Source organism: uncultured Gimesia sp., assembly GCF_963976445.1.
Lineage (GTDB): Bacteria > Planctomycetota > Planctomycetia > Planctomycetales > Planctomycetaceae > Gimesia.
In genome coordinates, this window is record NZ_CAXBKP010000014.1 from 37,812 (window position 1) to 52,379 (window position 14,568).

Here is a 14,568-nt window from a genome sequence, read left to right on the forward strand (position 1 = left end):
TGAGAAGGCTGTTACTGATCTCAGGAAGAGACTTCTGCTGATTGGTCAACCTCATAAAAAAAGTTTGCTGTAAAATGTTCCAGGCAGAAAAAAAATAATAGGATGGTTGTTAGCAGTGGAAAGACTTCGACTCCCAATCGCCCGGTTCGAATGGTTCGTTTGAGCCCTTCCATATCATGGGTCAGGCTATACCGGTTTTTTCCGAGAATCTGGTCGAGTTCTTCCACAGTGAGCGGACGGAAATTACTTTCTCTGGGGGATGCATTCACGCTAAACCCGGTCGAGAGGCGTGTCTGGTTACTGAAATTATCACTCAGTTGATAATGGCCAACAATTTTAGTCTCAGGAATGAAAACCTGATGATCGCCTGATTTAACATCAATCGGCAGTTGTTTTAAATCGGGAGTTCTTAATAAAAATGCTTGTGGGGGAGACACAGATGCGGGCCATTGATAGCTGGCGACGTCTCCAGCAAGGTAGTTCGTTCGATTTACTTTTGTGTGAACAAGATACCGGGTCAGTTGATCGGCAAATGCCAGATAGGACCAGCGTGCGAATAACAGCTGGCTCCAGCCTTGGGAATCAACGCCCGTGGTAATAACAACTACTTTTCCCTGTCCCAGAGGTTGTTCGATGATGGCAGGAGAATGCCGGGAATCCGTATAAGTTGCAATCACCTGACCTCGATTCGCCGGTTGAACACGCCAGAAGCGGCTGACTTCCATTGAAGAGAGTTCTGCTGTCCCTCCCAGGTTCTGAAAATAAGAGAACAGAGAGTGTTTGTTGTTCTCCAGATCTAAAAACTCGGGGGGAATAAATTTGAGTGATCCCAGCAATTCCAGTGGAAGCAGTTTCTGAGCGGCTTCTGAATTAAACGAGACAATCATTGATTCCGGAGCATCGTCGTCACTCCCTAAAATGAAACAGATGCCGCCTCCATTTTCGGTATATTCTCGAAAGAGTCGCCAACTGGTTGTCGGTAACCCAGAGACATTGATCAGGTAGATGGCTGCATATTGTTCTAGTGGGAGCGTCTCAATTTCATTCAGCGAAGCCACTTGGCATTGGTACCGGTTTTTCTTGAGCGACACAAGTTTTTCCGGGGCTAAGGCGTCATTCCATAATTGTGCTGAATTCGGATCAGGACTGACAATTAAAATATTCGGCGGAGGTTCTGCCACAATGGTAAAAAATCGCACATCGTCTGGAAGATAGGGATCTGATGAGGAAATCCGCAATTCTCCCTGCGTAATACGTTGACTGATATTGGGGAGAATCATTTCCAGTTGCGATCCTCGATTTGCTGCTGAGGAGCTGTTCGCTTCTGAATTATCTGCAGTGGAATTAACTGTTGACAGTGGTCTTTGATCCCGTTTGATCAGCTGGCCTTTGTCATTTTGAGTGAATAGTTCCAAAAGCGTATTTTCTGCGGTGATTCCGGAAGAAACGATTTCTGTTTTTAGTGAGACGGAATTTCCCAGCGTTACCGTTTCACGTGATAGTTTGATTTGTGAGATACCGATATTTTGTGGGTTTGTGACCCCCACATCGATGACGTAAATTCCCAGCCACTTCAGTTTTTCCAGTTGCTGTTTGATTAATTGTGAAGGTTGGCTCCTCCAGGCGGAACGGGCTAGATCAGTGTAGAGATAAATTTCTCTAATATATTGATCTGAACCTGGAGGTGCTGATGCAGAACTCTGCTGCTCAGCCTGGCTGCGTTTAAAGTCATCTTCCTGTCGGTTGATGGCGGTGCGCACGCGGTCGTCCAGAAAGAGCGAGTAAGCCGAGGTTTTCAGGGATTTGATTCTGGACTGAACTGCTGACAGGTCTGACTGATAGGGAGAGATATCTTCACTACTACTATGTAAAACCGATACGCGACTTTGGGATGGCAAATTACTCAAATGCTGGCTGGCAATTTCTTTTGCTTGATCCAGGCGAGAATGATTTTCCTGTCGGTAATCCATACTGAGACTGGTATCAAACAGGAAGACTGCAGTCACCGGAATGTTTTCCGCGACGGCTGGCAGTGGTTCAGATATTTCGGCGAAGATTCGCCGCTGGTAAGGCCAGAAAACGAGCAAGAGCAAGAGCAGAAAAACACTGGCTCCCACGCCGCCTCTTAAATAAGTGCGTTTAGTGTTCAAGGTTTGGTGAGAGAGTCGTTGGTGTTGATAGCGTCGCATTAAGAAAACGTACGCCAGGATTGCGATCAAGGTGATCGTTAACAGCATCACCAGTTCGTAAGTCGAAAAACTGTAATTGGCGGGCGGGAGCGCGGGTCTGGCCAGTGCGATAACGATGATGGTAATCACGAGAATTCGTAATAATAACAGCCAAAGATGCCGTAATTTTAGTCGTCTGGAGTTCTGTACTTTTCGTCGCTGCAGTAACGCCAGAGCCGGGAAAATTAGTTTTTTGGGTTTTGATCGTAGCAGGAAATGTAAAATCACCGGGATTATTGCGAGAAAGATTCCAAGTAATAAACCAGGGTGAATTAATGACATATAATTAGGTAGATCTATTGGAAAGACTCATCTTCAAATCAGAAATAGACAGTAGTCTCTGTTTGCATCGAAGCTCTACATTTGTGTTTGTTTAAAACTTTGTGCTTTCCGCTGCTGAATTGGATCGGCCGCTACCAGATTTAGGTGACACGATATCGACAGTCTCCAGACTAAAATCGAGATGCTCTTTGATGTTGGATCTGCCTGTCATATTCTTAGGAATAACCAGCAGAATCACCACCTGATTGTCACCACGTTCAACTTGATAAATTTGGAATTCATAGGGAACTCCATCGATCGGCATTTCGGGTTCAAGCAAGCCAACATTAAATGATTTCGGTTCAATGTATCCTTTTCCTTGCGGAAATCGTTCCGTTTTAAATTCTTCGTTATTGATGAATTGATTAAATGTACTCGCGATTTGATTATTGACATCTTCGAAAAAGATCAGTGCTTCGTCCATATTTTTTTCCTTCAGCAGGCTATTGTTGCTGAGAACGTACAAATAGGCAGGACGATCGACTATTTCATTTTCGAGATCGACGGGGACTTCCACACGCCATGCGCCTTCCAGACCGGGTAAGATCAGGTCAACATAGTCGGGTTGCCTGGGGTCTATGGTTGAGTCTGGTTCTGGAATTGTTGCTTCAGAATTATCTGAAGCTGCAGCAGGAGCGGCTGGCGGGGCGCTGATCTGCTTGAACTCGATGGGAACCCGCATACTGACTGAAGGGGAAGACCATGTATTTGACAGTGCCTGGTTTCGGACATCTTGATAAGCGAAAAACTGGGTAGTTTCATTCAGTCGCTGCTCGTACGTCTCTGTTCCGCAGCCATTCAATAGAAGAACTGCTGTCAACAGCAGGCTGCCATAACCGCGGATTCTTTGTGAGCAATGATTACAAATCAATAATTTGTTTTGCATAGTGAATATCAAGTTCCGTTATGAATAAATATCTGGGCTTTTTATGATCTGGTTTTCAGATTCTTTCTAATTATCATCTATTTTGATACGAAAGAAAAGCGCGATCTGGATTGGAACGATTAAAGAGGGTTGTGTACGGATCAACAAAAAGTATAGCGATTAAACAGAATAGATTGAGCCCGAACCTGGGGTGATTGAAGAGTTTTTTGGAACCATTGGGGCAACCATGCCAACCCAGAGGTTGTTCCCGCAATAGAAGTGCTCTCCTATAGCCTGCTTCTATTGTCGATGATACTAAAGGGAACGTCAACTTCGATCAATTTGTGTGTCGAAGTTTTTATTTTTCAGCACGATAGCGTACTTCGCCGGAAACAATGACGATTTCCGCTCTGCCTTGCAGTTCTTTTCCCAGAAATGGCGTGTTTTGGCTGGCTGATTTCAGGTGGCCCGGTTCCAATTGGTATTTGATCTCTGGATTGATCAGGGTGATATCTGCGTCGGCGCCATCTGCCAGTGTCCCTTTGGGAAGGCCTAAGATGTTTCCCGGGCCACAAGTGAGCTTGCTGATTAATTCAGGCCATGATAGATGTCCGGGAATGATCAAGCTCTGGATGCAGATCGGAAGCAGGGTTTCTAACCCAATAATGCCGAAGTCGGCTCCCAGAATTTCATCGGTCTTTTTCTCAGGCGCATGAGGTGTATGATCCGAGCAGATCGCGTCAATCGTACCATCTTTGAGACCCTCGATCAGGGCATCGATGTGTTCCTGGGTACGCAGTGGTGGTAAAACTTTATAGTTCGGATCGTAGGTTTCCAGCATCTGGTCAGTTAGTGTCAGATGATGTGGTGTGACGTCGGCAGTCACGTGAATGCCCGCTTGCTTCGCTCGTCGAATCTGGGAAACGCTATTTTGCGTCGAAATACACATCAGGTGAATACGTCCTTGAGTCAGCTCAGCCAACGCAATATCACGATTGACCATGATTTCTTCTGCCGCTGCCGGGATTCCCTTTAATCCGAGAACCGTGGAGTAAAAGCCTTCGTGCATTTGCCCTTTATCGGCCAGTTCAGGTACTTGAGGGCGATTCAGGATCGGGCGGTCAAACATGCGTGTATATTCCAGCGCACATCGCATGATTTCCGCATTTTCAATCGGCTGATCTGCGTCGGTGAAACCGACGGCCTGGCCGGCAACGAGCTGTCCGATTTCCGCGAGTTCTTTTCCTTCGTTGTTTTTGGTCACAGCCCCTAAGGGGAAAACATGGCAATTGGCGGCACGTTCAGCCTGGAGCAGAATGAACTCTGCAGAAGAACGATCATCCACTACCGGTGAGGTGTTGGGCAGACATCCCAGTGATGTGACCCCGCCTGCCAGGGCAGCCGCGGTACCACTTTCAATTGTTTCATCTTCTTCAAATCCGGGTTCACAGAGTGAAACGTGGAGGTCAATCAAGCCCGGGCTGACGATCAGCCCTGTTGCATCAATGACTTCATCTGCAGTTGTGGTTGCTTCGCACAGGCCTTTGATTTTACCAGCTTCGATCAGCAGATTGCCCAGCACATCCAGATTTTGCGAGGGATCGATGATGCGGCCATTTTTAATTAGGATTGATTTCATCCTGGTGTTCCCAAGGAAGCAGTACGCTGTAGGTGGAGTAGGTAGAGACAGGCCATGCGGATGATTAAGCCGTTACTGACTTGCCCCAGAATGACAGAATGCGGGCCGTCTGCCACATCGGGTGTGATTTCGACACCACGGTTGATCGGGCCCGGTGCCAGAATCAGAACGTCATCTTTGGCTTTGCTGATTCGTTGTTTATTCATACCGAACAGGTGAGCGTATTCACGGATCGAGGGGAAAAAATGCCCCCGTTGTCGCTCAAACTGGATTCTCAGCAAATTCAGGCAGTCAGTGCGGTGGATGACGTCGTCGAGATTATTGGAAACTTCGACTCCCATGCGGGAGATTTCATTGGGGATGAGTGTCGTCGGTCCGCAAACAATCACATGGGCACCCAGTTTTTTGAGCCCCCAGATATTGGATCGGGCAACCCGACTGTGCAGAATATCGCCGACCAGCGTCACGGTCAGCCCTTCGATCTTACCAAAGTGTTCCCGGATGGTAAAAATATCAAGTAAGGCCTGCGTGGGATGCTCATGAGTGCCATCACCGGCGTTTAGAATGTTGGCATCGAGATGTTGTGCCAGCAGTTGGGGAGCACCGGGAGTTTTATGTCTGACAACGACGTAAGAAACGCCCATGGCTTCAATCGTTTTAGCAGTATCAACAAAACTTTCCCCTTTCGAGAGGCTGCTGCCTGACGCGGTAAAGTCGACGGTATCTGCGCTCAATCGTTTTGCAGCCAACCCGAAGCTGATACGGGTTCTGGTAGAAGGTTCGAAGAATAAATTCGCCACCACTGTACCGGCAAGCGGAGTCAATTTCGTTTCACCAATCGCGGCTAAGCGTTTGAACTCGGCAGCCTGATTGAGGATGATATTGAGCTCGTCTTTTGAGAGGTCCTGCAGTCCTAAAATATGTTTACGCGTCCAACCCCTGGAAATGTCTGTTCGATACTCATGGTCGATATTCATAGTCACTTCAGATTTGAACGTGTGCGTTTTCAGATCGGGAGATTAAAAATCGGTCGATCCCGTCTGAGAGGTTTTCTACAGGACTGAAGAGATATTACCAATCCCCCCTGCTCCCTTCAAGGAGCGCACTCAGAGATATTCCCGACTGATTCCTAGTTTTTAAGGGTTTGCAGGCGAGACAGGAAATCAGGGAAATGTTCAGCCTGAATGCCGGGAGGGAGTGCCGATTTTCGGGGAACCTGTGCTTCCGTGATGACTGAGTCAGCCGGAGCGAGGCTCAACGGAGCTGCATATCTGAATTTTCCGGTAGACAGGCCTTCAATCAACATGCTGGCGGTATTGAGTTCTTCTAAGGGCTGTTTTTCAGTTGTCTGCCAGCCAGCGATCTGGATATCGGAAGAGGCGACCGAGCCTTCACCGGCAAACGCGACTGAAGAAAGCCAGTTTTCAGGCGGTTTGGAACCAGTAACCTGGATCAGTGCTGACTGTGTCAAGTCGAAGACACAATCCTGGCTTTCGATCTGAATGGCTCCCGGAATGATTTTCTGATCAATCCAGTGAAACAAAAGCAGAGGGCCCGAATTTCGCAAGGTGAGATTTTTCAGGCTGATGCTGATTTGCTGGTCGACTTCGGGTGGCTGTTCGAAGAAGAGCGTGGAATGTGAAGTAATGTTCAGACAGTTACTTAAAGAGAGGCTTTGGGGAGTATGAGTCAGATAGATGGCATGTTCGGGCACGGCAAATACCGTATTGTGTATTTCTAAATGGCTTCTCGTGCGTTGCTGGGCATCAATGGGTTTCCAGTAGATGGCACTGCGGTTGATTTTCGTTCTGGATTCGCGTTGATCATCCAGTTGTGCGAAGAAACAGGATTTGAGAATGATACTCTGAGCGGTCACGTTCAAAAGTGAGGCGGGGTGTATTTCTTGTGCAGCATCGTGCCTGGGCTGGGAATTGCTGGTGTGACTGACGAGAATCACATTTTCCAGAGTCAATTGTTCTGCCACGACACTGAAGGCTTCGTCCTCTACATGAATGATCGCAGGGGATTCAGAGACTCCTTTGATTGTCAGCGAGCCTACCGTCGTGATTTTTGTTGATTCATAGGGAGTTGATGAATCTAATAGAATGATTCCATTTTCATTGGGAGGAGGCATCAACTGTTTGCTGATATGTTCCGGGGCAGATGGACTCGCTAGCTGCGATTCTGTAGACGTCGATTCTTTCTCTGTCACAGTCTGCTGGTTGAATGAGACTTGCGAGGTGATTTTCAATAACTGGCTGCGGGCCCCTTCATCGAGTAGGGTTAGTGATAATCCTGAGAGTACGAAAATCAGCGCCGCAATCAGTGGTAATCTGCCCGATTTTCCAGACGTTGAATCAGCGTGTGAGCGGGGACTCTGGTTCTGAAATGAGGCGTGAAATTTCATCAACGGCTTGCGTGTCGCCTGCGGCTGAGAGGGCCATAACTTTTGTGCTTCCTGAATCGTAGCGGGACGCTGCTGTGGATCGGGAGAGATAAATTTTCCCAGAGCCTCTGCAATTGCGGTGGGAGTTTCCGGTGCCCAGCTGCGAATATCGGGTACGGTTTTGGTCTGATGGCAAGCCAGCTTGGCAAGCGGGTCTCCGGTTGTGAACGGAGGTCGTCCCGCCAGCAGTTCCCAGAGCAAGCAGCCTAAGGCATAAAGATCGCTTTTTGCATTTGGGTGATGGCCTGTGCCGATCAGTTCTGGCGCGATGCCATCATAACAGCGCGGTGGCAGTGAAGCATGAATTGTGAGTTCCGGTGAGAGGATCGGCTCGAGGCCCGTATCAACCAGCGCAGCAGTTCCATCTGGAGCCAGTCGCACATTCCAGGGACGGATGTCGCCGTGGATCACATTCCGTTTTTCCAGCATCGCTAAAGCATCGAGTAACTGAGCACCGATGGCAAGTACGACCTGCACGGGAAATCGACCTCGACGGATCAGCAGTTCCGAGAGTTTTATTGAGGGAAAATAACGACTGATAATAACGAACTGCTGAGGTAGTTGTTTAATGGTTCGTGGGAGGATCAGAGAGGGATGCTGTAGACCTTGCAAACGTTTCAGGAGATGCTGAAAGTTTTGCTGGATCTGGTTCAAATTCTCAGATTGGGGCCTGGTAATTTTTAACGCACAGAGTTCTGTGCTTTCAGGGGCTTTGGCAACATAAGTGCTGGATTTGTGGCTCTGCCCTAATTCCGAAATCAACAAATAGGGACCCACAGCCAGACGTTCCGGAGTTCCTGACTCCAGGGTGCGTGCCTGGAATGGCGTGATTTTCTGCGCCTGGACAAGTGCGTCAATCCAGACAGAGTCGAATGCAGGAATCCCTCTCGCTAATTTCTTCACGCGCCGCCGACAACGCCTCAGATCTGCTGCAGTGCAGAGCTTGAGCTTTGTTAAACGTTGTAACAGCTCTTTTGAGGGAGGGTCGAGCAAAGTGAAGAAATCCTTTTCTAAGTCAAAATTGCCGAAGGCGTAACTACTTGTGGTGTCAGATTCTTCTGGTGGCAACCATTCCACGCAGAAGAGAGTGATTTATGGCAAAAAATGGCAGTTTTCGCAAGAGAGATCTGTCTTGCGTGATATCAGATCGAATCAGAGAGCGGTCTTTTCTTCAAATGGTAATTTAGGGTATAAAGCTTGTTGAAAGTAAATGTTCGTGTGCTCATTTGAGAAGAAATCATTGGCTGATGAATGAAACGCCGCAAAAGACAGTCTTGATTATTGGAAACGATCAAACCAGTGAAATGAGACCGGTGCTTGATTCGGTACGTGAAATCTACGGGGGCGCGCAGATTGTTTCGTGTTCCAGCCTGGTAGCAATTCCGAACGAGGTGACGTTTCCCGATTTGATCCTGATTTGTCAGAACTGGCCGGATGAGTTCGTACGACATACATTAAGTGAACTGGTCAGTCGTTTTCCCATATCCCGTTTTGTCTGCTGCTATGGTGTCTGGTGCGAAGCCGATGGTCGGACCAGAACAATTTGGCCTCTTAGTATCCGAGTTCCCGCGCGATCTATTTCATCACGCCTTCAATTGGAATGGGAGATTATCAGGGGGAACCGAGAAGCGTTTCCTCTGACGGCAGGCCGCGATGAGATTTTTCTGGTTGAAGCTGCAGATCACTCATTTCGGCTCGATTCTGAAGCGAGTGCCCCCCTGATCAAAGTCGAGTCTGGTGACTATGACTATCGAATCATGTTGGAAGAGATGCTTGTTTCCTGGGGGGGACGGATTGCGAAGGATACCTGCAATGAAGACGCCGATTTATTGATTGTTGATTTGGATCCTTGGGAAAAGTCTGTGAACCAGTTGGCGCCTCAGGTCGCAGGGACCCCAATAATTGGGGTGATGGGGTTGGCGCACCCTGAAACGATCTCGGCCGCGAAGCTGCGGGGCATCGAAGCCGTGATCTGTAAGGTGGCTCCCGAACAGGAATTATTCCAGGCCGTCAAGCGAAGTTTGCAGCTTAAGGCGATTCCGTAGGCAGAGTGCTGACTTTCAGGTCTTTGAAATTCAGGTCTGTGGTCGGATCATGACCTTGCAAACTGATATGTCCTGCTTTCAGCCGCAGTCCTTTGCGTGGATTTTCATCGGGTTTACGGGTGTCATTCCAATCTGTGACTTGATATCCGTCAATCCAGACAGCGATATGCGAGCCATAAGCGGAAAGGGTTGTGGTAAACCATTCATTGTCATTTGAGACGACGCGCCTGGCTTCCGTTCTTCTAAAGATGGCACCGGTACCTGCGTTTTCCGGTTTGGTGCGGTCTTTATCTTTGAATCCATTGTGGATCTGCACTTCATAGCCATTTGCCATGCCCTTTTCAGAACCTTCGATCGCGCGAAAAAAGTAGCCGCTGTTCAATGCTTTGCCATTGGATTTGGCTGTTGCCTGAAACAGGAAGTTGTCCCAAGTCTCTTCGGTTTCGAGGTAACCCTGTTTTTCGGCAGTGACGTGAATTGTACTGTCGACGACTTCAAATTTACTTTTCGATCCAGGAACCACGCGCCAGCCGGCGAGATCAACGCCGTTAAAAATAGTCGACATCCGCAGGGGGTTTAGATAAATCTTTCGAAACTCAATTGCGCCTGCATTTTTCTGCAAACCAATAAAACCGACTTTGCGGAGATTCTCGGAAGTGTCTGTGAAATTCAGAACCTCTTTTCCATTAAGCGAGGCTTGGATTTTAGGGCCTTCCAGACGTACGATAAATGACTGCCATTCTTGACTGGCGGGAACCGGCTTTTGAATCTTGCTGCGACCGACTAAGCTTCCGGTCGGATATTCAGTTTTCTGATCACAGAGATTGAGTTCATAACAATCTTTGACGGGATCTTTAGGATCAAAAATCGTTCTGAGGAAAACACCACTGTTTGTTTCAGGAGTTAAACGAAAATCAAATTTCAATTCATAATCAGCAAAAGGTGATGTCGTCAGCAGCAGCCCGGGTTTTCCTGAATCCGCTTTGATCACGCCTTGCTCGACGTGCCAATTGACGTCGTTGTTGGCTTTCCAGCCGAAGAGGCTGTGCCCGTCAAATAAGGCGATCCAGCCTGCTGCAATTTCTTCGTCCGTCAGGCCGGTTTCAGGGATGATATTTCCCGCTGGTTCGGCAGCGGTTTCCGGTTTAGTTACTTTTACCGCCACTTCTTTGGCTTGGGGTTCTGCATGTGATTTTGCTGGAGGCGAAGGATGCTCGACTTTCAGGCAACCCGTCAGGAACAAAGCACTTAAAACGATGCAGTTAACGGTTTTTCGCGGCATGATGTTCTCTCCAGTCTCTAAGTATAAAACACTGTTTTTCAATTGTTGCTGACTAATTATCTGTCATACCCCAGCGGAGAAATGATTCCAGAAAACCATCCAGATCACCGTCCAGGATGGGACCGGGATTACCGGCTTTGTGGCCGGTGCGGGCATCCTTGACATACTGTTCCGGGTGTAAAACATAGTTGCGAACGGTTTGGCCTCCAAATCCAATTTTGGATTTTCCGCCCCGTTTTGCAGCCAGTTCGGCATCCCGTTTTTCTTGTTCAATCTGGAACAGTTTTGCCTTTAACATTTTGCGGGCTTCCGCCCGGTTTTTATGCTGGCTGCGGTTGTTCTGACATTGCACAACAGCGTTCGATGCCAGATGGGTCAGGCGGATCGCGGAATCCGTTTTGTTAATATGCTGACCCCCTGCTCCACTGGCCCGATAGGTATCTTCACGAATGTCCTGGTCCCAATTAATTTCGATTTCTGCAACTTCCCCCATGTCCGGAGAAACATCAATGGCTGCAAAAGACGTATGGCGGCGTCCAGCGGAATCGAAGGGACTGATGCGGATTAAACGATGGTTGCCAGTTTCACCCTTCAGGTAACCATAGGCGTAATCACCTTCAATGCGAATGGTGGCACTGCGGATGCCGGCTTCTTCTGCGTCAGAGCGATCGAGTATTTCGACTTTGAAGCCGCGACGTTCGCACCAGCGCAAATACATGCGCAGCAGCATCTCAGCCCAGTCAGACGAATCCGTTCCGCCTTCTCCAGCCTGGATACTAAGATAGACGGCAGAGCCATCTTCCGGAGCCGACATCATTGCCTGAAGTTCCAGCTGATCGAGTGAGGTTTCCAATCGGTCGGCTGTTGCGGAAAGCTCTGGAATACTTTCTTCGCTATCTTCTTCTTCAATGAATTCCAGCAGAACTTCGAGGTCTTCTACACCCGTAATCAATTCGGTTAAGGGCTTCACTACCAACTGGAGTTGACGCATTTCAGTGACCAGCTCTTGTGCTTTTTCCTGGTTGTCCCAGAAGCCGGCGGCGCCCATCAGTTCATTGATTTCCGCAGCCCGTTTTTTCTTGTCAGCATAGTCAAAGAGAGTCTCGTAGTTTGACGATGCGATCGATGATTCCCGTACATTTAGCTTTCAGTTCGTGGTCCATGCTGTTTTCTTTCAAGATGATTTCAAACAAGGCGGTGTTCGCGTTTGAGCGAATTTCTGCCTCGCAGGATTATCAGGTGCTTTGGGATTTGTGTACTAATAGTCAGAAACGTATGGCGAATCAGGTCTTTTCTTTAACAGAGCTAAGGCCGATTCCAAAGTATTCGATGCCTTTCTGTTTCATACTTTCTGGATCGTATAAATTACGCCCATCAAAGATCACAGGGGACGATAGCTTGTGGATGATGTAATCGAAGTCAGCGTGCCGAAACTCATTCCATTCTGTGACAATGACTAAGGCATCCGCCTCTTCAAGCGTATCATAGTGATGATCAGAATAGACTAGCTGGTCTCCATATAGGGCTTTGACATTCTTCATGGCCACGGGGTCATGGACTTTCAGGTGGGCTCCTGCCTCTAATAATTGATCGATCAGGACAAGTGAGGGAGCTTCTCTGATGTCATCTGTTTTGGGCTTGAAGGCCAGCCCCCAGATTGCCAATGTTTTTCCCTTCAAGTCGCCTTTAAAGTAACGATTGATTTTTTCAAACAACACCCTTTTTTGTGCGATATTCACCTGATCGACGGCGTTGAGGATTGTGGGCTCCATCGACTGATTTCTGGCGACCGAGATCAATGCAGAGACATCTTTGGGAAAGCAGGATCCACCATAGCCGACTCCAGGGAATAGAAATGAAAAGCCAATCCTCTGGTCGTGACCGATGCCACGACGTACCTGATTGATATCGGCTCCCACACGCTCACAGAGGTTAGCCATTTCGTTAATGAAACTGATTTTTGTCGCCAGCATGCAATTGGCGACATACTTGGTCATCTCTGCACTTTCCAGTTCCATTGAAAGAAACGGATGTTCTGTTCGCAGAAATGGTTTGTAAAGCTCGTGTAATACCTCAGAAACTTCAGGTCGAGAAACGCCGACGACAACGCGATCTGGTTTAGAAAAATCATCAATCGCGGCGCCTTCTTTTAAGAATTCCGGGTTTGATGCGACATCGACCTCTCTGCCTGTCAGTGCCTTCAGTTGCTCGGCCAGCTTCCGGTTTGTGCCGACCGGGACCGTGCTTTTGATAATGACGATGGCCTCTTTCGATAAGAGAGGGGCCAGGGATTCTGCTACTTTCCAGATACTATCCAGATTGGCAGACCCATCAGCTGTTTGTGGCGTACCGACGGCGATAAAGATGCATTTTGCGTCTGGGATTGCCTCTTCATAGCTGGTTGTGAATAACAGCCGCCGCGCTTTCGTGTTACGCTTGACCATTTCTTCCAGGCCGGGTTCATAAATCGGGATTTCCCCCGCCTTCAGCTTTTGGACTTTCGTTTCATCGATATCGACGCAGGTGACATCGTTTCCACTTTCGGCAAAACAAGTGCCTGTGACCAGACCGACATACCCGGTACCAATTACTGCAATTTTCATAGAGCTCTCAAGGTTTTCTGCTTCAGCCGAGATCGATTCACGATGGATTCCGTGATCGTGCATTCTCCCATTTCAAATGAGTTGATTGAAAACGGCTATTTGTTTAAACGGTTCCCGTATTGTTGGTCGTAATACTGCAGGTATTTTCCAGAACGAATTCGGTTTACCCAGTCTCGATTTTCCTGATACCATTTGAATGTGGCTTCCAGTCCAGCGTGGAATTCCATTTCTGGTTTCCAACCTAGTTCGGCTTCTGCTTTTCGACAGTCTATGGCATATCGCATATCGTGCCCCAGGCGATCTGTGACATATTGAATGAGTGTTTCCGGTTTTCCCGATAATTTGAGTAACAATCGTGTGATTTCAATGTTCTGCATCTCTGCATTGCCGCCGAAGTTGTAGACTTGGCCTGGTTCCCCTTTTCTCAATGCGGCATCAATTCCCCGGCAATGATCGAGGACGTGGATCCAGTCACGGACATTTTTGCCCTCGCCATAAATCGGCAATGGTTTATCTTCCATTGCATTGGAAATGAAGAGTGGGATCAGTTTTTCCGGAAACTGATAGGGGCCATAATTATTTGAGCAACGGGTGATGATTGCCGGTAAGTCAAATGTTTTGACATAACTTCGCACGAGCAGATCTGCGGATGCTTTCGACGCCGAATAAGGGCTGTTGGGGGCAAGTGGTGTTTGTTCTGTAAAGAGGCCTTCTGCGCCCAGGCTGCCATAAACTTCATCGGTGGAAACTTGGAGAAACCGGTTGATTTCCTGATTGCGAGCGGCATCCAGCAGGACTTGAGTTCCCACAATGTTAGTCTGAATGAAAGGGCCAGAATCAAGGATGCTGCGGTCGACGTGTGATTCCGCAGCAAAATTGATTATTGCATCAAATCTGGTTGATTGTAACAGAGAGTCAACCAGATCCTGATTGGTAATATCACCTTTGACAAAAGTGTAGCCAGAGTGTGATTCAAACTCTTTCAGGTTCTCCAGGTTGCCTGCATAAGTCAACTTGTCAAGGTTTGTAATTGATTGTTCCGGGTACTCTGAAAGTTGATACCGGATAAAGTTTGATCCAATAAATCCACAACCACCAGTCACTAATATTTGCTTCATGGAAATCTCAATCCTTGTCAG

At 47.9% G+C, this 14,568-nt stretch carries 10 protein-coding genes; 1 reads left to right on the forward strand and 9 read right to left on the reverse strand.

The genetic code is table 11. From position 1 onward, the window contains the following. Positions 1–20 precede the first annotated feature (20 nt). From AAC022_RS16025 to AAC022_RS16045, 5 genes are all read right to left on the reverse strand, one after another. Complete coding sequence (locus tag AAC022_RS16025) at positions 21–2,510, reverse strand: BatA domain-containing protein (protein ID WP_339732553.1); 2,490 nt, start codon at positions 2,508–2,510, stop codon at positions 21–23. Positions 2,511–2,601: 91 nt separating this feature from the next. Next, on the reverse strand, positions 2,602–3,435 hold the full coding sequence (locus tag AAC022_RS16030; protein WP_339732555.1) for a hypothetical protein: 834 nt from the start codon (positions 3,433–3,435) through the stop codon (positions 2,602–2,604). 337 nt (positions 3,436–3,772) lie between these two features. Further along, positions 3,773–5,053, reverse strand: coding sequence for a dihydroorotase (locus AAC022_RS16035; protein WP_339732558.1), 1,281 nt, complete (start codon positions 5,051–5,053; stop codon positions 3,773–3,775). Further along, complete coding sequence (locus tag AAC022_RS16040; RefSeq protein WP_339732561.1) at positions 5,050–6,030, reverse strand: aspartate carbamoyltransferase catalytic subunit; 981 nt, start codon at positions 6,028–6,030, stop codon at positions 5,050–5,052. The genes AAC022_RS16035 and AAC022_RS16040 overlap by 4 nt, the downstream gene beginning before the upstream one ends. A 152-nt stretch (positions 6,031–6,182) precedes the next feature. After that, positions 6,183–8,492 (reverse strand): serine/threonine-protein kinase, encoded by a 2,310-nt coding sequence (locus AAC022_RS16045; RefSeq protein ID WP_339732564.1) that lies wholly within the window; start codon positions 8,490–8,492, stop codon positions 6,183–6,185. Positions 8,493–8,746: 254 nt separating this feature from the next. On the opposite strand from AAC022_RS16045, the gene AAC022_RS16050 reads away from it, so the two are divergent. After that, complete coding sequence (locus tag AAC022_RS16050) at positions 8,747–9,544, forward strand: hypothetical protein (protein WP_339732566.1); 798 nt, start codon at positions 8,747–8,749, stop codon at positions 9,542–9,544. Here AAC022_RS16050 and AAC022_RS16055 read toward each other — a convergent pair. The 4 genes from AAC022_RS16055 to rfbB all read right to left on the reverse strand — a co-directional run bounded on the left by AAC022_RS16055 (position 9,528) and on the right by rfbB (position 14,547). Beyond that, a complete protein-coding gene (locus tag AAC022_RS16055) occupies positions 9,528–10,826 on the reverse strand; it encodes a DUF1080 domain-containing protein (protein ID WP_339732568.1) in 1,299 nt (432 codons plus the stop codon). The genes AAC022_RS16050 and AAC022_RS16055 overlap by 17 nt on opposite strands. 52 nt (positions 10,827–10,878) lie before the next feature. Then, a protein-coding gene (gene prfB / locus AAC022_RS16060; RefSeq protein WP_339732570.1) for a peptide chain release factor 2 occupies positions 10,879–11,989 on the reverse strand; the annotation gives its coding sequence in 2 pieces (ribosomal slippage) (positions 10,879–11,919 and positions 11,921–11,989; 1,110 coding nt in all). A gap of 120 nt (positions 11,990–12,109) precedes the next feature. After that, the gene (locus tag AAC022_RS16065; protein WP_339732572.1) at positions 12,110–13,429 is read right to left on the reverse strand and encodes a UDP-glucose/GDP-mannose dehydrogenase family protein; all 1,320 of its coding nucleotides are present in this window, start codon (positions 13,427–13,429) and stop codon (positions 12,110–12,112) included. 95 nt (positions 13,430–13,524) lie between these two features. Then, positions 13,525–14,547 (reverse strand): dTDP-glucose 4,6-dehydratase, encoded by a 1,023-nt coding sequence (gene rfbB / locus AAC022_RS16070; protein WP_339732574.1) that lies wholly within the window; start codon positions 14,545–14,547, stop codon positions 13,525–13,527. Positions 14,548–14,568: the final 21 nt, after the last annotated feature.

Excerpts from the sequence above, each read along its gene's own strand:
- AAC022_RS16025 (WP_339732553.1), bottom strand. The coding sequence starts at position 2,510 with ATGTCATTAATTCACCCTGGTTTATTACTTGGAATCTTTCTCGCAATA.
- AAC022_RS16030 (WP_339732555.1), bottom strand. The coding sequence starts at position 3,435 with ATGCAAAACAAATTATTGATTTGTAATCATTGCTCACAAAGAATCCGC.
- AAC022_RS16035 (WP_339732558.1), bottom strand. The coding sequence starts at position 5,053 with ATGAAATCAATCCTAATTAAAAATGGCCGCATCATCGATCCCTCGCAA.
- AAC022_RS16040 (WP_339732561.1), bottom strand. The coding sequence starts at position 6,030 with ATGAATATCGACCATGAGTATCGAACAGACATTTCCAGGGGTTGGACG.
- AAC022_RS16050 (WP_339732566.1), top strand. The coding sequence starts at position 8,747 with ATGAATGAAACGCCGCAAAAGACAGTCTTGATTATTGGAAACGATCAA.
- AAC022_RS16055 (WP_339732568.1), bottom strand. The coding sequence starts at position 10,826 with ATGCCGCGAAAAACCGTTAACTGCATCGTTTTAAGTGCTTTGTTCCTG.
- AAC022_RS16065 (WP_339732572.1), bottom strand. The coding sequence starts at position 13,429 with ATGAAAATTGCAGTAATTGGTACCGGGTATGTCGGTCTGGTCACAGGC.
- rfbB (WP_339732574.1), bottom strand. The coding sequence starts at position 14,547 with ATGAAGCAAATATTAGTGACTGGTGGTTGTGGATTTATTGGATCAAAC.